The organism is Anaerovibrio lipolyticus (assembly GCF_021531495.1).
Taxonomy (GTDB): domain Bacteria; phylum Bacillota; class Negativicutes; order Selenomonadales; family Selenomonadaceae; genus Anaerovibrio.
Genome location: NZ_JADYTY010000020.1, coordinates 16,975 through 39,747, shown reverse-complemented (window position 1 = coordinate 39,747; position 22,773 = coordinate 16,975). Strand labels below are relative to the sequence as shown.

22 protein-coding genes, 2 pseudogenes and 1 CRISPR repeat array are annotated in these 22,773 nt (G+C 41.2%); of the genes and pseudogenes, 21 read left to right on the top strand and 3 right to left on the bottom strand.

Annotation, left to right across the window (positions count from 1 at the left end):
* Window positions 1-574: 574 nt before the first annotated feature.
* From I6E26_RS07855 to lepB, 13 genes and pseudogenes are all read left to right on the top strand, one after another.
* A complete protein-coding gene (locus tag I6E26_RS07855; protein ID WP_235321300.1) occupies window positions 575-1,375 on the top strand; it encodes an Rpn family recombination-promoting nuclease/putative transposase in 801 nt (266 codons plus the stop codon).
* 238 nt (window positions 1,376-1,613) lie between these two features.
* Complete coding sequence (gene cas10 / locus I6E26_RS07850) at window positions 1,614-4,076, top strand: type III-A CRISPR-associated protein Cas10/Csm1 (protein WP_235321299.1); 2,463 nt, start codon at window positions 1,614-1,616, stop codon at window positions 4,074-4,076.
* Between the two features lie 6 nt (window positions 4,077-4,082).
* A complete protein-coding gene (csm2, locus tag I6E26_RS07845; protein WP_235321298.1) occupies window positions 4,083-4,481 on the top strand; it encodes a type III-A CRISPR-associated protein Csm2 in 399 nt (132 codons plus the stop codon).
* On the top strand, window positions 4,478-5,194 hold the full coding sequence (gene csm3, locus I6E26_RS07840) for a type III-A CRISPR-associated RAMP protein Csm3 (RefSeq protein WP_235321297.1): 717 nt from the start codon (window positions 4,478-4,480) through the stop codon (window positions 5,192-5,194). Before csm2 ends, csm3 begins: the two co-directional genes overlap by 4 nt.
* 2 nt (window positions 5,195-5,196) lie before the next feature.
* Window positions 5,197-6,189: a type III-A CRISPR-associated RAMP protein Csm4 gene (gene csm4, locus I6E26_RS07835; RefSeq protein ID WP_235321296.1), complete on the top strand. Its 993-nt coding sequence runs from the start codon at window positions 5,197-5,199 to the stop codon at window positions 6,187-6,189.
* Window positions 6,186-7,334, top strand: a complete 1,149-nt coding sequence (csm5, locus tag I6E26_RS07830; RefSeq protein WP_235321295.1) for a type III-A CRISPR-associated RAMP protein Csm5 — start codon at window positions 6,186-6,188, stop codon at window positions 7,332-7,334. The genes csm4 and csm5 overlap by 4 nt, the downstream gene beginning before the upstream one ends.
* A 1-nt stretch (window position 7,335) precedes the next feature.
* Complete coding sequence (gene cas6, locus I6E26_RS07825) at window positions 7,336-8,118, top strand: CRISPR system precrRNA processing endoribonuclease RAMP protein Cas6 (protein WP_235321294.1); 783 nt, start codon at window positions 7,336-7,338, stop codon at window positions 8,116-8,118.
* A gap of 116 nt (window positions 8,119-8,234) precedes the next feature.
* A CRISPR array of direct repeats spans window positions 8,235-9,245; the repeat unit is 35 nt; unit sequence ATTAAAAATCATAATCCCCGTAAGGGGACGGAAAC.
* Window positions 9,246-9,274: 29 nt separating this feature from the next.
* Complete coding sequence (locus I6E26_RS07820) at window positions 9,275-9,445, top strand: CRISPR-associated endonuclease Cas1 (protein ID WP_235321293.1); 171 nt, start codon at window positions 9,275-9,277, stop codon at window positions 9,443-9,445.
* A gap of 31 nt (window positions 9,446-9,476) precedes the next feature.
* A pseudogene (locus I6E26_RS11390) lies at window positions 9,477-9,638 on the top strand (CRISPR-associated endonuclease Cas1); the annotation flags it as partial.
* Window positions 9,639-9,716: 78 nt separating this feature from the next.
* On the top strand, window positions 9,717-11,060 hold the full coding sequence (gene csm6, locus I6E26_RS07815) for a type III-A CRISPR-associated CARF protein Csm6 (protein ID WP_235321292.1): 1,344 nt from the start codon (window positions 9,717-9,719) through the stop codon (window positions 11,058-11,060).
* Between the two features lie 32 nt (window positions 11,061-11,092).
* Complete coding sequence (locus tag I6E26_RS11245) at window positions 11,093-11,227, top strand: hypothetical protein (RefSeq protein WP_268824851.1); 135 nt, start codon at window positions 11,093-11,095, stop codon at window positions 11,225-11,227.
* A gap of 142 nt (window positions 11,228-11,369) precedes the next feature.
* The gene (rplS, locus tag I6E26_RS07810; protein WP_235321291.1) at window positions 11,370-11,711 is read left to right on the top strand and encodes a 50S ribosomal protein L19; all 342 of its coding nucleotides are present in this window, start codon (window positions 11,370-11,372) and stop codon (window positions 11,709-11,711) included.
* A 63-nt stretch (window positions 11,712-11,774) separates the two neighbouring features.
* Window positions 11,775-12,296 carry a signal peptidase I gene (lepB, locus tag I6E26_RS07805; RefSeq protein ID WP_235321290.1) on the top strand — a complete coding sequence of 174 codons (522 nt, stop codon included), beginning with the start codon at window positions 11,775-11,777 and terminating at the stop codon, window positions 12,294-12,296.
* Between the two features lie 77 nt (window positions 12,297-12,373).
* On the opposite strand, the gene I6E26_RS07800 is transcribed toward lepB, so the two are convergent.
* A complete protein-coding gene (locus I6E26_RS07800; protein WP_235321301.1) occupies window positions 12,374-13,543 on the bottom strand; it encodes a MalY/PatB family protein in 1,170 nt (389 codons plus the stop codon).
* 63 nt (window positions 13,544-13,606) lie between these two features.
* Window positions 13,607-14,722, bottom strand: a pseudogene (locus tag I6E26_RS07795) (trans-sulfuration enzyme family protein); the annotation flags it as partial.
* 223 nt (window positions 14,723-14,945) lie between these two features.
* On the opposite strand from I6E26_RS07795, the gene I6E26_RS07790 reads away from it, so the two are divergent.
* From I6E26_RS07790 to I6E26_RS07765, 6 genes are all read left to right on the top strand, one after another.
* On the top strand, window positions 14,946-15,962 hold the full coding sequence (locus tag I6E26_RS07790) for a uroporphyrinogen decarboxylase family protein (protein WP_235321289.1): 1,017 nt from the start codon (window positions 14,946-14,948) through the stop codon (window positions 15,960-15,962).
* 74 nt (window positions 15,963-16,036) lie between these two features.
* The gene (locus I6E26_RS07785; RefSeq protein ID WP_235321288.1) at window positions 16,037-16,897 is read left to right on the top strand and encodes a transporter substrate-binding domain-containing protein; all 861 of its coding nucleotides are present in this window, start codon (window positions 16,037-16,039) and stop codon (window positions 16,895-16,897) included.
* Between the two features lie 36 nt (window positions 16,898-16,933).
* A complete protein-coding gene (locus I6E26_RS07780; RefSeq protein ID WP_235321287.1) occupies window positions 16,934-17,704 on the top strand; it encodes an amino acid ABC transporter permease in 771 nt (256 codons plus the stop codon).
* Window positions 17,688-18,386, top strand: coding sequence for an amino acid ABC transporter permease (locus I6E26_RS07775; protein WP_235321286.1), 699 nt, complete (start codon window positions 17,688-17,690; stop codon window positions 18,384-18,386). The genes I6E26_RS07780 and I6E26_RS07775 overlap by 17 nt, the downstream gene beginning before the upstream one ends.
* Window positions 18,387-18,423: 37 nt before the next feature.
* On the top strand, window positions 18,424-19,191 hold the full coding sequence (locus tag I6E26_RS07770; protein ID WP_235321285.1) for an amino acid ABC transporter ATP-binding protein: 768 nt from the start codon (window positions 18,424-18,426) through the stop codon (window positions 19,189-19,191).
* A 76-nt stretch (window positions 19,192-19,267) separates the two neighbouring features.
* Window positions 19,268-20,056 (top strand): SDR family NAD(P)-dependent oxidoreductase, encoded by a 789-nt coding sequence (locus tag I6E26_RS07765; RefSeq protein WP_235321284.1) that lies wholly within the window; start codon window positions 19,268-19,270, stop codon window positions 20,054-20,056.
* A gap of 81 nt (window positions 20,057-20,137) precedes the next feature.
* Here the strand turns inward: I6E26_RS07765 and I6E26_RS07760 are convergent, their stop codons facing one another.
* Window positions 20,138-20,527: a helix-turn-helix domain-containing protein gene (locus tag I6E26_RS07760; RefSeq protein WP_235321283.1), complete on the bottom strand. Its 390-nt coding sequence runs from the start codon at window positions 20,525-20,527 to the stop codon at window positions 20,138-20,140.
* A gap of 156 nt (window positions 20,528-20,683) precedes the next feature.
* Here I6E26_RS07760 and I6E26_RS07755 point away from each other — a divergent pair, with 156 nt between their 5' ends.
* Together I6E26_RS07755 and I6E26_RS07750 are read left to right on the top strand one after the other, a co-directional pair.
* Window positions 20,684-21,811 carry an FAD-dependent oxidoreductase gene (locus tag I6E26_RS07755; RefSeq protein ID WP_235321282.1) on the top strand — a complete coding sequence of 376 codons (1,128 nt, stop codon included), beginning with the start codon at window positions 20,684-20,686 and terminating at the stop codon, window positions 21,809-21,811.
* The gene (locus I6E26_RS07750; protein ID WP_235321281.1) at window positions 21,811-22,758 is read left to right on the top strand and encodes a hypothetical protein; all 948 of its coding nucleotides are present in this window, start codon (window positions 21,811-21,813) and stop codon (window positions 22,756-22,758) included. The genes I6E26_RS07755 and I6E26_RS07750 overlap by 1 nt, the downstream gene beginning before the upstream one ends.
* Window positions 22,759-22,773: the final 15 nt, after the last annotated feature.

The window sequence follows — 22,773 nt, the reverse complement described above, 5'->3', positions numbered from 1 at the left end:
ATTGTTTACCCCAGTATGGGGCATAAAATAAATCTGCGCAATTACTTTTTACACAAACTATTTTACACTCCCTTGAGATAAACAAATTCAATGAATACTTTGATAATAATCTATCGGGAAATGAGTTGTTAAAAACTCATGAGACTATTAAAACAGTAGTTAAAGAAATAAATCCTGATATGAGTGAAAAAGAAATTAGAAATGAAATAACTAATATGGAGAGTGAAATTAAGACAGTATCTGATGATTAAGTGTTTTGCTGAAATCTGCGACTAAAATAATATAATCATAAGCTTAAGCTAATATGATGTTTTAAGGTCAAATCGACATTGCAATGTAGATTTGACCTTATTTTTGTAGAAGCGAAATAAGAATCCTCTGCCTTTAGGCATGGTGAGTGTCAATTAAAGAGGTTGGGGGAATAAAAGTATACAGTTTGTGTATAATATATAGATATATTAGTAATATATATTTATATTATTAATATATGGATACATAAAAATTAAAATATTTCAGAATACTGCTTTACTGCAAGTAGAGTTTATGATAAAATTTATTTGAGGGGGTGGTGCTAGTGGGAAATAGGGCAAGGATTCGGCAGGATGCCATGAGTCTAAATCCTATAGATGATGCATTGTTTCAGAAGATGGCGGAGGATACGGGATTCTGTCAGGAAATATTGCAGGTTGTCTTGAATGATAAGGCATTGCAGGTTACGGATAATGTTCCGCAATTTATGATTAAAAATTTGCAGGGGCGTTCCTGTATTTTGGATGTTAAATGCACTTTGGGTGATGGAAGAATTGTCAACGCCGAAGTGCAAAAATCCGATAATGATGATCATCAACGGCGAGTGCGATATAATGCGGCATTGTTGACTGCTAATATTGCAGAGCCGGGGGATAGATTCAAAGCGATTCCAAATGTAGTAGTGGTATTTATATCTAAATTTGATATGTACAAGTCTGGCAAAGCATTGTATCATGTAGATAGGATTATTCGGGAAAATGGGACAATGGTGGATAATGGTTTTTCAGAATTATATGTTAATGCTGAGGTGCAGGATGATTCGGATGTTGCCAAGTTAATGGATATATTTACCAGGCATGATGCATACGATGATGAAATGTTTCCTATTACATCAAAACGCAAGCGGTTGTTTAAAACTACGGAGGAAGGAGTGAATGAAATGTGTGAGGTCATTGAGAAATATATAGCTGAAGGACGACGTGAAGGTATAAGCGAAGGAAGGCGTGAGGGGAAGGCAGAGGATATAAGGAGTTTGATGGAGTCCATGAGTTTGACAGCAGAGCAGGCTATGAAAGCGTTAAAGATACCAGCAGGAGAATTTGGCAAATATATGACTTTACTGTGATTGATTTAGAAACTAGGGATGCATAAAGAAATATAAACAAAAAGATTAGCACTTGATTTTAACGGGGGCTAATCTTTTTTATTTTAACAAGTGTCTTGCTAGGGGAAGAAGTATTATAATGAGGTGTTTGATGGTCAATGAGTACAACCATTAAAATATTCATTTAAAAGCAGGAATTTACTACTATATGTGGAATATATTTATTTAGATGTTTATATGAAGTAATATGGTGGTAGCTATGGAAGAAATAAAAAGAAGAATTATTTTAGCAGGACTTTTGCATGATATTGGCAAGCTGGTGTACAGGGCCAAAAGAATGCCGGAAAACCATTCTAATCTAGGGGTTGAATTTCTTAGTGAATACATGGAGAAGGGGGAGGATATCCTGCGGGCTGTAAAATATCATCATAGTACAGCTTTGTGCAATGCTAATTTACAGGCCGATGATATCAGCTATCTTATTTATGAGGGTGACAATATTGCTTCTGGTAGTGATAGACGAGCTAACGAGAGTAGTGAAGGTGGCTTTAACATAGAGGCTCCACTAGAATCTGTATTTAATGTTTTTGCTGGAAATGATAAAAGCAAAAAGGGATTCTATCTTCGTGGACTTTTGGAGGATGATGCTAAAATGCTTTATCCAGCAGAACTCCAATCAATTAAGGCCTCTACGGAAAAATATCAAGAATTGCTGAATACGCTTGTAAGTAATTTTCGTCAAAAATCCGTCGATAATATGGAGCCAAATGAATTACTGCAAATTTTAGAGGCAATAGGCAGTTATATTCCTTCAAGCACAGCTAAAGGAGAAGTGGCAGATATATCATTATATGACCATATGAAATTGACAGCAGCCTTAGCTATTTGTCTATATGATTATTTGCATTCCAAGGGTATATACGATTACAAGTCCTACTGCTACGGAACAAAGCAAAAGGAATTAAGGAAGGAAAATACTTATTTATTGGTATCCGGTGATATATCAGGGATACAGGATTTTATCTATACAATTCCATCCAAGGGCGCTTTGAAAAGTCTTAGAGGACGATCCTTTTATTTAGAATTGTTGATGGAAAATGTTATTGATGAATTGCTGGAACGACTAGATTTAAATAGGTGTAATCTTATCTATAACGGAGGCGGTAATTTTTATCTGTTATTGCCTAACACAAGTCAAGTGTTGACAGAATTAGAAAATGTACAAAATATTATCAATCAATGGTTTTTGGAAAAATTTGGTACAAGATTATATATAGCTATAGGCTGGGCTCCCTGTGCAGCCAATGATTTTATGGTTAACAGCGGTAATGCTTTGGGTAGCATTTATAGTAAAGCTAGAAGTTTGATAGCTGTACAAAAGCATAGAAGATACAATGCCTATCAGTTGGGACAGTTGTTTCAGCCTCATAGTCAGATAAATACCGTTAAGGATGGTGCTCGGGAATGTAGTATTTGTCATACATCATCAACAAATTTATCTCTATATGGCGATGCAGAAGAAACATGGGCTTGTGATATGTGCTGTAGTCTGCGAAATTTGGGAGAAGAACTGCTTAAGTATGATGTATTGGTAGTGCTGGATAAAATGCCAGATACTAAGCAAAAATGTGTAGAATTGCCTTCATTGCAGGGAAAAAGATATTTGATGGCTATAGCAGAGAAAGAAGTATCTCAATTATCCAATATAAAAAGAATTTATGTCAAGAATCTCATATATACAGGACAGCAAATGGCTACTCGGCTGTGGATGGGAGACTATATTACGGTATCAGGTACTCATACTATGGAGCTAGAAGAATTGGCCAAGCTGGCAGGGGGCGACAAACAGGCTTCAGGCATAGACCGTTTAGGAGTTATGCGGGCTGATGTGGATAATTTGGGTGCTGCTTTTATGGCAGGCTTTCCTGAGCAATATGCTACACTAGGTCGTAGTGCTGCTTTAAGCAGGCAGCTTTCCTTATTCTTTAAAAGATATATAAATAATCTTTGTGGCGGTGAGATAAATGGTATAAATGAGGATGAATACCACAAATTTGCTATTTTTGCAGTTCAGCCTCACAAACAGAGAAATGTGCATATTATATATTCTGGCGGAGATGATATGTTTATTGTAGGTGCTTGGGATGATTTATTGGAATTATCAGTGGATATCCGAGAGGCATTTAGGCGTTTTACCAATAACAAGCTAAGTTTTTCTGCTGGTATAGGCATATTTGATAGTAAGTGTCCTATTTCAGAAATGGCACGGGGAACGGGGCTATTGGAGAGTACAGCTAAGGACAATCCGGGCAAGGATAGTATTGCTATGTTTGGTATCCCATCTGCTGAAAGTCATGCCAGCTATACAACCGCCAGTTATGGGTGGGAGGAGTTTGTTCAGCAGGTATGCGGAGAAAAATTAACATTCTGTCAGCGATATTTGGGATATGCTGGAAATGAAGCTGTGGATAGATTGCCAGCAGGTAAAGGTGTGCTTTACAGGATGCTGAACTTGTTGAATGAATCCAGAGATAATATTAATCTGGCAAGATTTGCCTATATGCTAGGTCGAATGGAGCCACCAAAGGATTCACCAGCCTATGATAGTTATGCAAAAGTTAGAGAGAAACTCTATGGATGGTATCAGGATAAAGCAGCCAGAAAGCAGTTAATGACAGCTTTGGAATTGATTATCTATCGCATACGGGAAAAGGGGGAATAATTTCTTATGGAAAATAAGGATATAGTGCGAAAAGCAGAAAATGTAATAAATTTATTAAAACACCCAAATAGAAGGGGAGATTTGGTAATCACCCTGAAAACAAATCAGATAAGGAAGTTTTTGACAGCAGTAAATATTACGGCTAATAAGGTGTCAATATATCGTTCTAAGTATCCGCAAAACAAACAGTTATCAGATGAATTAGCAGATGAAATACGGTATTTGCAGGTTAAATTAGTTTATCAGGCAGGTCGTGATAAAGTAGTTAAGGATTTTATAGATAAGGCAGAATTATTGACATTGGTCAAAGGAATCGGTAATAGTATTGTCAAATTTGAGGAATTTTGTCGATATGTAGAAGCCTTGGTGGCTTATCATAAGTATTATGGAGGTAAGGATGCATGAGTAAGGAAAATCGTATTAGGTCTCTTAAAGGCAAGATTAAGATTTCTGCTGTTCTGAAGCTGGAAACAGGACTGCATATAGGTTCCTCTAATGATTTTGCACCTATAGGTGCGGTGGATAGCCCTTTCATTCGTGATCCTTATACCAAACAGCCTATTATACCGGGCAGTTCCATAAAGGGGAAAATTAGGACTCTGTTAGCACGCAGTATGTCTAATTCAGAATGGCTGAATGACATAGATCAGGATTGTGAAAAAATCAAAAATCTTTTTGGCACAGCAGAAAAAAATGCCCCAAGAGCATCAAGATTACAATTTTCTGATCTTGCTATTACGGCAGCAAGCTTGGAGAATCTGGAAGCCATGGATTTGGATACTTATATTGGTGAGATAAAATTTGAAAATTCAATTAATAGAATCACGGCTATAGCAAATCCTAGGCAGATAGAAAGGGTTCCAGCAGGTACGGAATTTTCTTTTAGTGTTGTATATAATGTTGAAGATGAAGAAAGCATAAAGGAAGATATTCAGTTGTTAGCAGACGGTATCAATCTGTTACAGTTGGATTATTTAGGCGGTCATGGCTCTAGAGGCTACGGACGAGTGTCATTCCGAGATTTTGCTGTGGAAGCATTTTCTATGGATAGAGATTATGGGAAGCAGCTTGCCGATATGACTCAGGAATTAACAACTATCTTAGAAGGATGCTGTTGAATATGGGGTATTATCTTTATCAATTGGCCTTTGATGGCCCAATACATTTTGGCGATTCGTCTCAGGGAGGCGGTCTGGAAAGAACAAGTTGGGAATATCCGGCAGATAGATTATTTAGCAGCCTTTGCTGTGAGTTGGCTCAGCAGGGCTATCAGGACAGGTTGGCAGAACTTGTCAATCTGGTAAAACAAGGAGAGTTTCAGCTATCTGACTTGTTTCCTTATCAGCTTGGAGAAAAGGAAGAATTGGAATTATTTTTGCCGGTGCCCTATATTTATGTAATAAGTCAGGAGCAATATAAGTCCCTTAATATGGAAGAGGCGCGTAGGTTTTCGGCCATACGCAAGAAAACCAAGAAAATGTCTTTTTGCCGTATATCAGAGTTGTCTGAATGCTGTAGGTGCATTAGGCAAGGAGAAATGTTTCAGCCTAAATGGCAGCCTAAATTAGGGGAGACTGTGATTAATGAAAGAGTGAATTGCCGTGGAGAGCAATCCTTGCCCTATTATGTAGCAGGCAATGTTTTTGCTCAAGGAGCTGGTCTCTATCTGCTGGTAAAAATGCCAGAGGAATGGGAAGATTTCTTTAGCAGATTGTTTCAATCTCTTGGTATGTCAGGCATTGGAGGTAAGAAAAGCAGCGGTTATGGAGCATTTCATTTGGATGATGATAGCTTGAATTTGGCAGAAGCTGCAGATTTTTATCAGGATACTCAAATATTGCTGGAAATGCTGACAGGGGATAGTGGCAAATATATGAGTATATCTTCTTTGATACCAGAGGAGCAGGATATAGAGTCACTGCAGGAAGGAAGCTATAGATTGGGGAAATCCAGTGGATTTACAGATGGTATCAAGAGAAATAGTGTTTATATGGTCAAGTCTGGAGCTTGTCTAAACAAGGCTGCAGCAGGAGCGTTAATGAAGGTTGGCGTATCAGAGGGACACGATATTTTGCGATATGGCAAGGGAATGTATGTGAGGTTGAATCTATGAAGGATTTTATAGATAGCAGGGAATACAGGCTTACCTGTATATCACCTGTACACATAGGCAGTGGAGAAACATTCAAAGCCTTTGAATATCTCTATGATAGAAAAAATAAAAAGGTTGGCTTTATTCAGGAGGAAAAATGGCAAAAAATGCTGCTGAGGCATAATTTACTGCAGGATTTTCTTGCTTTGCTGAAGAATACAAAGTCAGGGTATGCAAATTTATTGGAATGGTTGCGAAGACATAATGTGCCCGAAAAAGAAATCTGGGATACTGTTAAAAGAACAGCATTGAACAAGTCTGATGTGTCTGATAGCAAAAATACCCTAAATGATATTTGTGTTGCTTCTTCTCTGGCAGATGGTTCTCTATATATTCCTGGTAGCAGTATCAAGGGAGCCTTGCGGACAGGAATTCTTTATAGTATATTGCAGCGTAAAAATCTAGGGGAACAGTTGGCAGGGAAAATTTCTTATATTATGGAGCATGGTAATATTAAGAAAGATTTGTCCAATTTAGCAACGAAAGAAGAAAAACATCTGTTGACTTGCAGAAGACCTGTAGAAGGAAAAGACGATGTTTTGCTCAAAGTGCTTTCTGGGTTAGTAGTAGGCGATGCTCATCTGCTGAAGCCAGTCAATTCTGTGATTTTGCAAAAGGTCGATGTAAGTACAGGAACAGCTAAAAATGGGTATCATATGTCTGAGCATCCTATATCCTTGTTTAGGGAATGTATTCCGGCAGGGGCAGAATTTTCCCTGCGTATATCCATAGACAAAAAATTGCTGTCATATTGTAAGCTTGGTTCCCTACAAGAAATTTTGGCATATTGCAGGGAGTATCTGCAACAGGGGTTGGCACTTCAGCAACAAGTATTTGGAGCTTTCTATAAAGGAGCTTTTAAGGAGGCTCAGCAGGCGGATTTTTCCCTGGGCGGTGGCACAGGATTCCTGCAAAAAAGTATTTGGTATAGTTTGTTTTCTGATGAAAGACAGGCCGAATGGTATCTAAAACAACTTTTAGATTGCAGTTTTAGGAAACATGACCATAGGCATCAGGACAGAAAAATTTCTCCTCGTACCTTGAAGCTGGCTGTTACAGGTAGTCAAAAGCAGATCATGGGCTTGTGCCGTATGGAGGAGATATAAGGTGTCAGATTTGCATCAGATTGAACTGGCTTTGAGATTGCCTGAGGGGTTGAAGATTCATTCCTCTATGGGTTCAGTATTTCATGGCATGATGATGGATGTTTTGGGGCAGGAGGTTGCACAATGGCTCCATGAGGAAAACTCCTGCCGCCCCTTTAGTCAATGTGTATATTATAATCGTGATCTAAATGTACCAGTATGGCGGTTGTCTAGCTTGACTCAATCAGCTGATGAGAGGATAGTTATGCCTATTTATCAACTGATTGGCAAGGAAGTATTTTTAAAGCAAAAGAAAATATCAGTGGAATTGTTGGAGGTGGTACAGGAAAGAAAATGTAGTTATCAGGAGCTGATGGATAGAATTTTTTTGGAGCAGGAGCATCTAAATGGTGGCCGGTTGGAGTTTATTAGCACAGGCAGTTTCAAAAGAGAGGGTCAGTATGTAATTTTGCCGGAACTGTATCTGATATTTCAAAGCCTTATACAGAGGTGGAATAGCTGCTGTGCCAAGGCTGCTATTATGTCTGAGGATTTGGAACATCAACTGGCAGACCATTGTCATATTAGTCGCTATAATCTTCGCTCACAAAAATATTCTGTAAATGGTAGCAATATTTATGGCTTTTGTGGTAATATGGATTTAAGATTTTCTGGTAATGATATGGTAAGGCGGCTTATGGAGCTGCTCTTGTGTTATGCTGGTTTTGCTGGCATAGGTGTAAAAACTGCTTTGGGCATGGGAGCAGTGGAGTATGTGGAGCGAAATCCCCGCCGTTGCCCATGAATATTGGGATGTTGAGTGGTAAGGGGAAGGATGTTCCAGAATGTGTATATGAATTTGCTTTCCCCACCGCAAATAGCTATATGAGACCAGGAAATAAGCCATTATTCAGAGGTAGCATTAAAAATCATAATCCCCGTAAGGGGACGGAAACGGGACATCTGGTTTTCCATAGTTAATTACCTCCAGGTAAAATTAAAAATCACAATCCCCGTAAGGGGACGGAAACGGTCCAACCAAACCCTGAACCATAAAATACAATCTCTTTTAACAATTAAAAATCATAATCCCCGTAAGGGGACGGAAACTTTTAGAAGCCCAGCGGCATCCAATTTCCTTAATTGATTAAAAATCATAATCCCCGTAAGGGGACGGAAACCATAAAACCGAATAGCATTTTTAATTTCATTAGTGTTATTAAAAATCATAATCCCCGTAAGGGGACGGAAACCAAATCCCGAAGTATGTACCAATAGCCAGAAAAATGTAAATTAAAAATCATAATCCCCGTAAGGGGACGGAAACTCCTCAATGTCGGTAGCACCTATCTCATGGATAAAGTCCGATTAAAAATCATAATCCCCGTAAGGGGACGGAAACCAATTTTTGCAGAGATATCTTTGAAGCTAGAAAGCTCTCATTAAAAATCATAATCCCCGTAAGGGGACGGAAACTGTAGAGTTCTACGCAGACAGTACTTTTATCAGCTTTAGGGTAATTAAAAATCATAATCCCCGTAAGGGGACGGAAACAAAAGAATATTGCAGATATAGAGGAAGAACGGAATTTGCTATTAAAAATCACAATCCCCGTAAGGGGACGGAAACTAAGCCTTTTTCAATTCCTTTACATTCTGAACATCTTTGAAATTAAAAATCACAATCCCCGTAAGGGGACGGAAACCCGCTTGCAGGTTAGGGAATTGCTCAGTCCACCTCTCAGCATTAAAAATCACAATCCCCGTAAGGGGACAGAAACGCAAGACAATTAAAATTATCTGAAGCACTAAGAGAATAATGAGCCTTAAAAATCACAATCCCCGTAAGGGGACGGAAACTGTGTGCCAATTAGAAAACTCATAACTTGACTACTCCAATTAAGAATCACAATCCTCGTAAGGGGACGGAATAATATATTTTTGTATGAACGGAGAATGTCTATGAGTTATGTATATCTGACAGAAGAAAATGTTAAATTACAGAAAAAAGGCGGCCGTTATTTGGTAGGCCGCAGTTTGGAAATTGTGATGGAAATTCCAGAAGAAACATTGGAAGGTTTAGTGCTTATAGGTCGTATTCAGGTTTCAGCCGAAGCTATGGTAAGTCTGTAACAAGTACAGTTGAAAAAATCACCATCCTGCTCTTGCTTCAGATTTAATGGAAGAATGGCGGGCGGTGATTGTAGATTCAATGGTTTTAGGATTGATTAGTCATAATGAAATAAAACCAGAACATTTTTATTCCAAAGATGATAAGCCTGGGATATATTTAAATAGGGAAGGTAGATTGGGGAACGGGAGATAAGCATATTGAAGATGTAATTATATTTTAAATGAGCTTGAATTTTAATTAAAATAATTTGAGATAGTGGAGTGTGAATATATGGCACGAATATTATTTTCCCCTATAGGTGATACAGATCCTGTAAGATATTGTTATGATGGAGCTTGTCTGCACATAGTCAGACATTATCATCCAGATAAGGTTGTATTGTTTTTAACTAAGGCTATGAGTGAAAAGGAGAAGAATAGTCAGCGCTATTCCAAATCAATAAAACATGTAGCTCCTGACTGCCAGATAGATATAATCCATACAGATATTGAGGCTGCTCATCTTTATGATAGTTTTATAGATATATTGCCTGCCGAGGTTCACAAAATAAATACGGAAGAAAATGAGGTTCTGCTGAATCTTAGCTCTGGTACCCCGCAGATCAAAACAGTAATGGCTATTTTGTCTGTAGAGAATGATCTAAAGGGGATACAGGTCATATCCCCGAATAAGGCCTCAAATAGTCAGACTCCACATATGGAGGATGAGGATGATATAGAGGCTGTGCTTCAGAATAACTTTGATGAATATCCTGATGCTGAAAACCGCTGTCAGGAGCCACCTTTGCAGACTATACGAGCCTTTGGCGAGAGACAAAGATTGTTGTCCCTAATTCATATGTATGAGTATGCAGGTGCATATTCCTTGATTAAGGGAAGCAGCCATATTTCTCAGGAAATTAAAAATATTGTGCATCATGCAGTGCTACGGCAAAAGATGTTGAAAAATGAGGCTAGAAAAATTTTATCTGTTGTAGATGGAATGAAATTGTTTTCCAATGTATCTAATATCAGGAATAAAGGTCAGCAGGAAAAGGTAGAAAACTTAATAGAGTATTTGTTGAATGTAATTATTACCCAGCGCAAGGGCTATATCGGAGAATTATTGGTTAAGTGTAACAGCTATTTGTGTGAATTATTGTTGTACCATCTAAATAATAATAGCAAAGTAAAGCTTAATGAGTGTATGAGTGGCGAGAGATTGTCTGGACATAAGCTGCAGAATATGTATCCTGAACTGCTGGAATATCTTGATAAAATCTTTTGTCCGGAGGGATTTCGGTCTGGTGCTCCCAATTTAGGTGTATTGTGTAATATATGCTACTATATTGATGAGAGGGCATTGGTGGTGAATCAAGATGGCCATGACAGTATGGTTGCTATACTTCACAAAATAGCAGATAATGATGGATTCCGCAAAATGCGTAATTCTGCTGCGCATAATATAGCGAATACCAATGAGGAACGCCTGGTGTCCATGTTGGGAATGCATTCTCAGGAATTGTTGCATTTGTTGGTAAAGCTGTCAGATTACATTTTGCCTGTTGATGTAAAAAAGGCCAGCAGCGTATATGATATACTTAATCAGGCAGTAGAGAAAAGAATCATGGTGTAATGTCTTGTGCTATATCTAAAGGAGATGCTACTATGGTGGATTGTCCTTATGGGGGAGTTTGTAGTGTTACCTGTGAGTATTATTCTATCTACGGCTGTACGCGGAATGATACTCAGGGGGACTGGCAGGATATTAACTGGCTGGATAGCGATGATGATGAGGGGTAAATTTTGTTCATTGGTAAAGATTTTCTCTTGACGGCATATTGGATTATATGGTATTATATTCAGGTATGTGGGCGGTCCTCTGATCAAGGCTATATTAGAATCCAACACTTGACACGAACGTCTGTAAAGAGGAGGAAACAAAATGAACATTATTCAGGAATTAGAGAAAGAACAGCTCAGAAACGACATCCCAGCTTTCCAGCAGGGTGATACTGTAAACTGCCTGGTAAAGGTAGTTGAGGGTAGCCGTGAGCGTATCCAGGCTTTCGAGGGTGTTGTAATTGCACGCTCCGGTTCTGGTGTTCGTGAGACTTTCACCGTTCGCAAGATTTCTTGCGGTATTGGTGTGGAGCGTACTTTCCCAGTACATTCCCCACGTCTGGAGAAGATTGAGGTTAAGCGTCGTGGTGTAGTTCGTCGCGCTAAGCTGTACTATCTCCGTAACCTCACTGGTAAGGCTGCTCGTATCCGCGAGAAGCGCTAATTCTGGTAATTGTAGAGGCTGCCTTCAGTGCAGCCTCTATTTTTCGTTAAGAGAGGTGCTTTTGTGAATAACTTAGGTGAAGAAATCAAGGATTGGATTGTATCCATTGTCATAGCCGTTGTTTTGGCCATGATTATTCGTAATTTTTTGGTAGAGCCGTATTTGGTGGATGGTCCATCCATGATGCCTACTTTGCAGAATCAGCAGAGATTGGTGGTCAATAGATTGATTTATCGTCTGCGGGAGCCGGAAAAGGGCGAGATTTTGATTTTCCAGTATCCCAAGGATCCTAGCAGGGACTTTATCAAGCGGGTTATTGCTGTGCCTGGTGATACTATCGAAATCAAGGACGGCAATGTATTTGTCAATGACGAGCTGCAGACTGAGGATTATATTCTGAGCAAATGCCGGGGAGATTATCCAAGGGTAAAGATTCCAGAGGGGCATATCTTTGTTATGGGAGATAACCGTAACAATTCCGAGGACAGCCGCTTCCCAGATGTAGGCTTTGTGCCTTTTGAGCTTATTAAGGGCAAGGCTATGGTGGTTTTCTGGCCTTTGGCTGATATGAAGGCATTGCCATAAATTGTCTTAGAGCAAAAAAATCAGGAGTGTATTTATCTCATGTAGAGATGGATACACTCCTGTTTTTGTGTCTGAAATTAAATGTCCTTAAAGGCTGCTGCCAGGGACTGGAGGCCTTTTTCCAGTACAGCCCAAGGCTCTGCAATATTGATGCGCTGGAAGCCGCTGCCGTCTGGCCCGAAGATATGACCGCTGTCCAGCCAGAGGTTGGCCTTGTGGATAATAATATCATCCAGCTCCTTGTCGCTAAGGCCATAGGCTCTGAAATCCAGCCAGATGAGATAGGTGCCCTGGGGCTCTACCAGATGTACCTTGGGGAGATTGGTCTGGATAAATTCTTTGGCCTTTTGGAAATTGCTTTCCAGATAGGTTCTCAGCTCATTGAGCCATGCTTCTCCTTTTTCGTAGGCAGCCTGGCAGGCAAATAGCCCCAAGCAATTTGGCTGGCTATAGCCTACGGCAAATACCTGCTGACGGAATTTGCGACGGAGGCTTTCGTTTTTTATAAAGATATTGGACACCTGCAGTCCTGCCAGATTAAAGGTTTTGCTAGGGGCGGTGCAGGTAATGGTGTTCTGGGCGATTTCCTCAGAGAGGGAGGCCAGAACGGTATGCTTGATGCCGGGGCGGGTAAATTCGTGATGAATTTCATCAGCCACAATTACTACCTTGTGCTTTAGGCAAATATCAGCCAGCTTTTGCAGTTCTTCACGGCTCCATACTCTGCCTACAGGGTTATGAGGGGAGCAGAGGATAAAGAGCTTCACATTGTGAGCCTGAATCTTGGCTTCGAAATCCTCAAAGTCTATATGGTAGGCACCACTTTCATATATTAGAGGACTGTTTACCAGCTGGCGGTTGTTCTGACGGATAACTTCGCTAAAAGGATAATATACCGGCTGCTGGATAATAACGGCCTCCTCTGGCTCTGTAAAGGCTCTGACGGAGGCAGCCAGGGCAAATACCACCCCTGGAGTAATGGTTAGCTCATTGCCCTCCACATCCCAATTGTGATGGATTTTGAACCACTTTTTTAGGGTGTCTTTGTAGCCCTGGTCTGGATCTGTGTAGCCAAAGATGCCATGACCACTGCGGGAGATTAGCTCCTGAATAACTCCCTCTGGGGCCTGAAAATCCATATCTGCCACCCAGAAGGGCTGGATGCCCTGGGGATAGCCTCGTTCTACGGCAAAATCATATTTCAGGCAATTGGTGTTGGTACGGTCAATAATCTTGTCAAAATTCATACTTGGCGCAGAGAATGCAAAAGACTGACTGTCGATAGAATTTTTGGCTGCCTGAAAGGCTTGGCCTAAATCTTCCAGCAAATCCTCTATATCTTCAATACCTACAGACAATCTAAGGAGATGGTCGTCCAGCCCGGTGCGCTCCAGCAGATATTTTGGCATAGCTTCGTGGGTTTGGTACAGAGGATAGGTAATCAGGGACTCAACGCCCCCCAGGCTTTCTGCAAAGGAAATTATCTTTACCTGAGCCAGAATAGTTTTGGCCATTTCTGGCTGAGCTACCTTGAAGGAAATCATGGCACCGCTGCCAGTGGATTGCTGGCGGTTCAGTTCATAGCCGGGATGGTCAGGCAGTCCCACATAGTATACATGGGTAACAATATCCTGATGGCAGAGCCACTGGGCAATGCGCTGGGCGTTTTCCTGCTGGCGCTCCATGCGGATGCCTAGAGTTTTGAGACTGCGCAGCATGAGCCAGGCATCCTGAACAGAGAGATTGGCGCCTGTAGATTTGACATATAGCTCAATATCTGCTATCAGTTGTGGATCATACTTGACGGTCAGAAAGCCCGCCAGAATGTCGTTGTGACCGCAAAGGTATTTGGTACCGCTGTGTACCACAATATCTGCCCCTAGAGTTAATGGCTTCTGAAAATGGGGAGAAAGAAAGGTGTTGTCCACAATCAGGAGGGCGTTATGGCCGTGGGCTATCTGGGCGATGGCGGCAATATTGCTTACCAGCATCATAGGGTTGGAGGGTGTTTCCACAAAGATAGCTCTGGTATTAGGCCGCAGGGAGTTCTGTACCAGCTCCAAATCGGTGGTATCAATATATTCAAACTCTATATTGTATTTAGCAAAGAGCTGACCTAACCTCAGGGTGCCTCCGTAGAGATCCTCCGTAAGGAGAATGTGGTCCCCAGGGTTAAAAAGCTGAAAGACAGCATTAATGGCGGACATACCACAGGAAAGGGCCCAGGTTTTCTTTCCCTGCTCTAGCTGGCTGATGGTTTCCTCCAGATTGTCTCTGGTAGGGTTGCCGCAGCGGCTGTAATCATAGCCGGTGCTTTGCTTGAAGCCGGGATGACGGAAGGTGGCGGACATATAGATAGGCTGGGTAATGGAGCCAGTATAATCTGAAGGCCTACAGCCGTGAACCTCTATAGTATAATCTTTCATTGGACATTCCTCCTGATGGTTTTTGTGGAAAATAATAGTAACATATAAAACATATTTTGTTTGTATGCTTATTATAAAGTAGGGTAAAACATATGTCAATGGTATGGGGAGAGAAAAACATAGAAAATATATAAAAATAACTTGACATATCTGATAAGTATGTTATTATATAACCATGTTGAGAATACATACATCACAGATATGAATAATGGAGGTACAAGCTATGAGCAAGATTTTAGATAGAAAACAGTTGGTATTGGATGCAATGGATAACAAGCCCGTAGAGAGGGTGCCAGCAGGCTTTTGGTTCCACTTTCTGGCTGATGAGATACATTCTAATGCTTTTGAACAGCCAGAGCTGACAGAGCAGGTACTGGCTGGAGAGATTAAGTATATTGAGGAAAGCCAGCCTGATTTTGTCAAGATTATGACTGATGGTTTCTTCCCTTATACCAGCGAAAGCTTTTTGGCAGCCAAGACCAGTGAGGATTTGAAGCATCTTCAGCCACTGCCAAAGGATGACAAGTGGTTTACCTATCAGGTGGCTTATGCTAAGAAGCTGACTGATAAATATGGAGATAAGATTGCTACTTTCTACAATCTGTTCTGCCCTGGTACCATTATCAAATTCATGCAGCCAAATCTGGAGGATGGGGAGCCTTATCTGGCTAGCTTGGTACGACAGGACAAGGAGGCTGTGAAGGCGGCCTTTGATGTTATCAGCGATGATTTGGCGGAGCTGGCTCGTCGGGTGATTACTGAGGCTCATGTAACCGGCGTATATTTCAGCTTGCAGAATCTGCTGGGAGAGGGTATTACCAGAGAAATCTACGAGGAGGTTTTTGCTCCAGCAGAGAAAAAGATTTTGGCAGCTGCCAACAGTGTCAGCGATTACAATATTCTTCATATCTGCGGTTATGCTGGTCATAGAAATGATTTGTCCTGGTATGAGGATTATGAGGTTAAGACCATTAACTGGGCTGCTGTAGTTGAGGATGTGGAGCTGGAGGATGGCAAAAAACTCTTTGGCGGCCGTGCTGTTCTGGGTGGCTTTGGCAATAGCACTGAGGATGTGCTTTACAAGGGCACCAAGGCAGAAATCAAGGCAGAAACCAAGCGGCTTTTGGACAAGGCTGGCACCACCGGCGTGATTTTGGGGGCTGATTGCACTGTACCAAGAGATACTCCTCGTGAGCATTTCCAGTGGGTACGGGAGGCTTTGGAGGAATACAAGGCATAATAAAGGCCGAGGCTCAGGCTGTGGATAAAGCTGGGCAGGCAAAGTGATAATGGCAAATGAATGGAGGATTTCCTATGAATATCAAGAAAATCGGCAAGCTTTTGGTAACAGGTATTTTGGTAGGAGCACTGGCAGTAACTGCTGGCTGCGGCAGCAAGGACAAATCGGCTAATCAGGCTGGTGACGGTGGCAAAAAGGTTATAACCGTTGCCCACACCAACTACTATGTGCCTTATGATTTTGTTAATGAAAAGGGCGAGCCTGATGGCTTTGAGGTGGCTGTAATGAAGGAAGTGGCCAAGAAATTGCCTCAGTATGATTTCAAATTTGTGCCTACCTCTGATGATGATTTGCTGATTGGTGTTGAATCCGGCAAATATACCGTAGGCACCAAGGGTATCTGGATTACAGAGCCTCGGAAGAAAAAATATATTTTCCCGAAGAACAATATTGGTGCCAGTGTGATTGGCCTGATTGTCCGCAAGGAGAATACGGATAAGATTAAGGATTTGGCTTCCTTTGCTGATTTCAGTGGCAAGCTGGTGCCAATTGCTTCTCAGGATGCCCGTTACAGCGTAATTGATGATTTTAACAAGGAAAATCCTGACCATCAGATTAAGCTGGTGCCTTCTGAGGCTTTCCAGGTGGCAGATGCCTATAGCTGGGTGCTGGAGGGACGCTATGATGCCTATCTTGAGGTGGAGCTGAGCTACAAGAACAATATCCAGAAGGAGGATGCCCCTTATCACAAGTTTAATGATCAGCTGACCTATATCCGCTACAAGGGTATTCCTACTTATCCTATTATTAACAAGAATGAGCAGCAGTTTGCGGATGATTATGACAAGGCTATTGAGGAGCTGCGTCAGGAGGGCAAGATTGCAGAGCTGGAGCAGCAGTACTTTGGTGAGAGCCTGTCTGATTATCTGAAATAAGGACAGGCTGTGAAGATATGAAGGGAGACGGACTATATGGATACAAGAGCATTTGATGCTGGCGTGGTACTTAGCGCCTTGCCGCAGCTATTGGAGTTTTTGGATATAACCCTGCTGGTAGGTATTAGCTCCATTGTGCTGGGCAGTCTGCTGGGAGGAGCCTTGGCCTGGGCCAAGCTAAGCCAACACAAAATATTGAACTATCTGGCTCAGCTGTATATCTATATTATGCGCTGCACACCATCCATTGTAATGCTGTTTATTGTATTCTATGGTCTGCCTGCCTTGGTGGAGGCGGTTTTTGAGGAAAATATCCATGATATGGATAGAGCTGTCTTTGCCATTATTGCCTTTACCTTGCTCTTTAGTGCCTATGTATCGGAAATTTTTCGGGCTGCCTACAAGGCTGTGCCTCAGGGGCAGTATGAAGCGGCTATATCCATTGGTATTTCTCCCTGGGGTGCCTTTTGGCATATTATGCTGCCTCAGACAGCGGTACTGGCTTTGCCAAACTTTGGCAATTCCGTTATCAACCTGCTGAAGGAGGGGGCTTTGGCCTATACCATTGGTTTGATTGATATGATTGGCAAGGGCAATCTGATTATTGCTCAGAACTTTGGCGCTTATGGCATTGAAATCTATTTGGCCTGCATGATTATTTACTGGCTTATGTCCATAGGAATTGAAAAGGCCTTTGGCTTGCTGGAGCAGGGGTTGGATAAGGGACAACTGTTTTCCAGCAAGGCAGGCAAAAAGCAAGCAGTGTTTATTTTGAAGGAGGGTGAAACAAGTGGAGCTGGACTTTGATTTTATGGAAAAGACCTTTGGCCTTTTGTGGACAGGGGTGCCGGTTACTATGGAGATTACCATTGTTTCTCTCCTGTTGGCTTCCCCCATAGCTTTCTATTTTGCCCTGAATCGTATCAAGGGCAATCCGGTGGTGTCACTGATTAGTCGGGGCTATGTGTCCTTTGTCCGTGGTACTCCTATTGTTTTGCAGATTCTTCTGCTTTATAGCCTGCTGCCTAGCCTTCTGAATGTGATTATTCAGGCTCTGGGCATTGAGTTCAATATTTTTGAGCAGGTGGATCCTATCTATTATGCCATTGTGGTTTTTACTCTAAATACGGTGGCTTTGCTGACAGAGGTATTCCGTTCAGCCTTGATGAGCGTGCCATCTGGTCAGTTGGAGGCTGGGGTGTCTATTGGCCTTAGCGAGTTTCAGACCTATGTGCGGGTGATTATTCCCCAGGCCTTGGTTACAGCCCTGCCTGGTATCTGCAACATTACGGTGAATCTTATCAAGGGCAGCTCTTTGGCTTTCCTGATGACGGTTAAGGATGTTATGGCGGTGGGCAAAATCGCGGCTTCCTTTGGCTATAACTATATTGAGGCTTATCTGGATGCTTTCCTGGTGTATCTGATTCTGTGCACCATTATCCAGCTAGCCTATGCTGGTGCAGAAAGGCGTTTTGGAGCGTATAGATAACAAGCAGGATGTGCTATAATAGAGAGGATGTATGGATATGCTGTTGCAGGTTAAAAATGTGGAAAAGAGTTTTGCTGGTAATCAGGTGCTAAAGGATGTAAATCTGTCTGTTAATAAAGGTGATGTGGTGGTAATTTTGGGGCCTAGCGGCAGTGGCAAGACTACCTTTCTTCGTTGCTTGAATTTTTTGGAGCAGGCTGATGGGGGACAGATGGAATTTGGCAATATTCAGTTGGATTTTGCCAAGGCTGCCAAAAGTCAGATTCATGAGATTCGGAAGAAAACAGCCTTTGTTTTTCAGAATTACAATCTTTTTGCCAATAAGACCGCTTTGGAGAATGTTACGCTGGGGCTTACGGCTGGCCGTGGGGTGAGCAAGAAGGAGGCTGAGGAAATCGGTCGTCAGGCCTTGAAGAAGGTGGGCTTGGCAGATAGAGAGGATTTCTATCCATCCCAGCTTTCTGGTGGTCAGCAGCAGCGGGTTGGTATTGCCAGAGCCTTGGGGGTAAAGCCGGATGTGATTCTCTTTGATGAGCCTACCTCGGCTCTGGATCCAGAACTGGTGGGAGAGGTGCTGCAGGTAATGCAGGAGCTGGCTCAGGAGGGGGTAACTATGATTGTGGTTACCCATGAGATGAAGTTTGCTCAGGATGTGGCTACCCATGTGGTATTTATGGCTGATGGGGTTGTGGTGGAGGAAGGTACTCCCCATGATATTTTCCTGCGGCCCCAGGAGGAGCGGACCAGAAAATTCCTGCGGCGGGTTTTGCCAGCGGAGTACACAGAGCCGGCAGCAGCTATCTAAGATAGGGCATAAAAATAAGAGGCAGAGTGGATACTGTGCCTCTTATTGGCGTATTTGAGGAAAGGAAGATGCAGTTATGGATTTGGGGTTAAAGAATAAAAATGTGGTTGTGACGGGAGGCAGTAAGGGAATTGGTTATGCTGCTGCTAAGATATTTTTGCAGGAGGGGGCCAAGGTGACAATTTGTGCCCGTCACAAGGAGGAGCTGGGCCGGGCGGTGCTGGGGCTTGGCAAGCTGGGAAAGATACAGGGCTGTGTGCTGGATGGCAGTACAGAGACTGGTATGGAGAAGCTGGCTCAGGTAGCGTCCAAGCAGGGCAATGGCACTATAGATATCTGGGTAAATAATATTGGCACCAATAAGCAGCGGCAGGGAGAGTATTATACTGAGGCGGAGGTGGATTACCTGATTGGGGCTAACTATAAGTCTGCTCTTTTTGGTACTCAGGCCGCAGTGAAGTACATGAAGGAAAAGGGTGGCTCTATTGTGAATATTGCCTCCTTGGCGGCTCGCTGTGCTACGGCTATCCGTTCCAATATTTATGCTTCCATGAAGGCGGCGATTATTGCCCTGACTACTACCACCGCTTCGGAATACGCGCCCTATGGTATTCGTATTAATGCGGTAATGCCGGGCTATACCCGCACTCCCCTTATGGATTCCGGTATGTTTACTCCAGAGGTGCTGGAACCAATTTTGCGGAATAATATACTAGGCCGTATGGCAGAGCCGGAAGAAATCGCCAAGCCAATTGTATTCCTAGCCAGTGAAGCCGCCAGCTATATCACCGCTTCGGCTGTGGATGTAACCGGGGGACATATGAAGGTAATAAATGCCTATGAAGCCTATGAAAGAATGAAATAAAAAGAAAAACTGCAACAAGTTGAATGAATGCTTGTTGCAGTTTTTTTATGACTCTCTATATGATAAGGTGTTCGATACTTTCTATTTTGATTTATTTTTGGTAAGATCATATTTTCGTTGATTTTCATGTACGATAAAATCAGCAAATTTTTTGACGAAATACACATCGTTATCTGACATTGTACGACATGTATCTAGCAGACCTTTTAGATTTGGAGATAAGGCTTCTTCCTTTTCCTCATTTATATAGCCACAAACCTTTAGAAGATATTGATAATCCCAATGATAAGCTGTGGCAATCATCTGTAAGGTTTCTGGAGTAGGGTTGTTTTTCGTACCTGTACGACTGTCGACACCCTTTTCTAATTTATCTAAATATCCGTGGCTTATGCCAATAAGTTGAGCTGCTTCTCGTAAGCTTAGTCTATCGGCTTTTCTTTTTTCAGATAACAGATATGCCAGTGTCATCATATGATAATTCACTCCATTAGTTCAAATTTTAGGATTTTGACAATCCTACACTTTCATGATAATATCTTTCTGTTAGAGAAAATGTATTACATGATTTAAAGTTGTAATATATATAATACAGAAAGTTTTTATTTACAGACGGTAAGGAAGTTGCTCATGGTTAAATCAGATAAGGTTATTATTGGCGCTGGATTATATGGTTTATATGCTGCCCTGCTTTGTGCATCTCGGTGGGGGGAGCACGTTGTAGTGTTAGAATGTGATTCGGAAGCATTTGGTCGTGCTACATATATTAATCAGGCTCGAGTGCATCAGGGATATCACTATCCAAGATCACTATCTACTGCTAGAAAGAGTGCAGGCTACTTTGCAAGATTTAATAAGGATTTTGCCTTTTGTATCAATAAGTCATTTAAGAAAGTATATGCAACATCAAGTAATTTTTCTTGGTCAAGTGGTAGTCAGTTTAAAGATTTTTGTAAAGCAGCAGAGATTCCTTGCAAAGAAGTATTAGCAGAAAATTATTTTAATAAAGGATGTTGTGATGGAGCTTTTCTAACACAGGAATACACATATGATGCTCAGATATTGCGTGATTACTATTTGGAAAAATTAGCGGAATATTCAAATTTAGTTCAGATAAAATATGGAGTTCAGATCGAGAACATAGAAGATAGTGGCAAAGAATACAAAGTATTAACATCTGATGGAGATGTTTATGCCAGTGAATTTATTCTCAATGCTACCTATGCAAGCACTAATCAAATAGCTCGAGTGTTAGGTTATGAAACATTTAAAATTAAATATGAGCTTTGTGAAATTATTTTGTGTAATGCACAGGGTAATTTGCAGGATTATGGTATTACCGTTATGGATGGCCCATTTTTCTCTATAATGCCATTTGGTAAAACTGGGTTGCATTCTTTGACGGCGGTTTCATTTACGCCACATGTTACAAGTTATGATGAAGTGCCTACATTTACTTGCCAACAGGGCATAGATAAATATTGCTCACCATCCCATTTGGGAAACTGTAATAGTTGTATTCATAAACCTGCAACAGCGTTCCCTTATATGGGAGCATTAGCTCATAAATATTTAAGGCCTGAATTTGGATTTTACTATAAGGAATCTTTATTTTCGATGAAGCCAATATTGATGAGTTCTGAAATAGATGATTCTCGGCCTACAGTGATTAGAAAATTGCATGATAAACCGACCTTTGTGAGTGTGTTGTCAGGTAAGATTAATACTGTTTATGATTTGGATGAGGTGTTAAGATAATGCTTAATATGGATAAGGAAAAAAACTTTGTTTCTGCAGTTGTATATATAAGTAGACAATCTAGTGATGTGGAAAATTTCCTTAATATGATAATAGATGTTCTAGAAAGTAATTTTTTGTCATCAGAGATTATATGTGTTAATGATGGTGCAGATGCTGGAACAATCGAAGCTATTAGGACATTGAGCCGCAAGGTAGGCGATGTGAGTATTTCCATGCTGAACATGAGTTCATATCACGGCATAGAGTCAGCAATGAAAGCGGGTGAAGATCTGGCAATAGGAGATTTTGTTTTTGAATTTGATAGCACTATTGCAGATTTTTCACCAGATATAATAATGGCGGTCTATCGCAGTTCCCTAGAAGGAGCAGATATAGTTACTGCTGTACCTGATGTATCGTCCTCTAGATCCTCAAGATTATTTTATTCACTATTTAATAGGTTTAGTAATTATGAATATGATATGCGAACTGAAAGATTTCATATTTTAAGTCGCAGAGCTATTAACCGCATTAATAGTATGAATAAAACTGTTCCTTATCGTAAGGCGGTTTACATGAATTGTGGATTTCCTGTGAAAAATGTCGTTTATGCTCCATTATATAAAAATCAAATGACTGCAAAGGACGGTCAAGAGCATAACTACCGTGAAAACTTAGCCTTTGATGCGCTGCTTTTATTTACAGATATAGGTTATAAAATTGCCATAGCATTTACAAAAATCATGATGATGATAGCCATATTGGTAGGTTGTTATGGTGCTGCAACCTATATTACAAGCTCTCCAGTTCCGGGCTGGACTACAACAATTTGTTTTATGTCCTTTGCTTTTTTTGCCCTTTTTGGTATATTGACAATAATTATCAAGTATTTACAAATTATATTAAATTTAATTTTTAGGCGAAAGCAAGTCAGCTTTGCTGGTATAGAAAAAATGACAAAATAGCAGAGGAGGTCATTG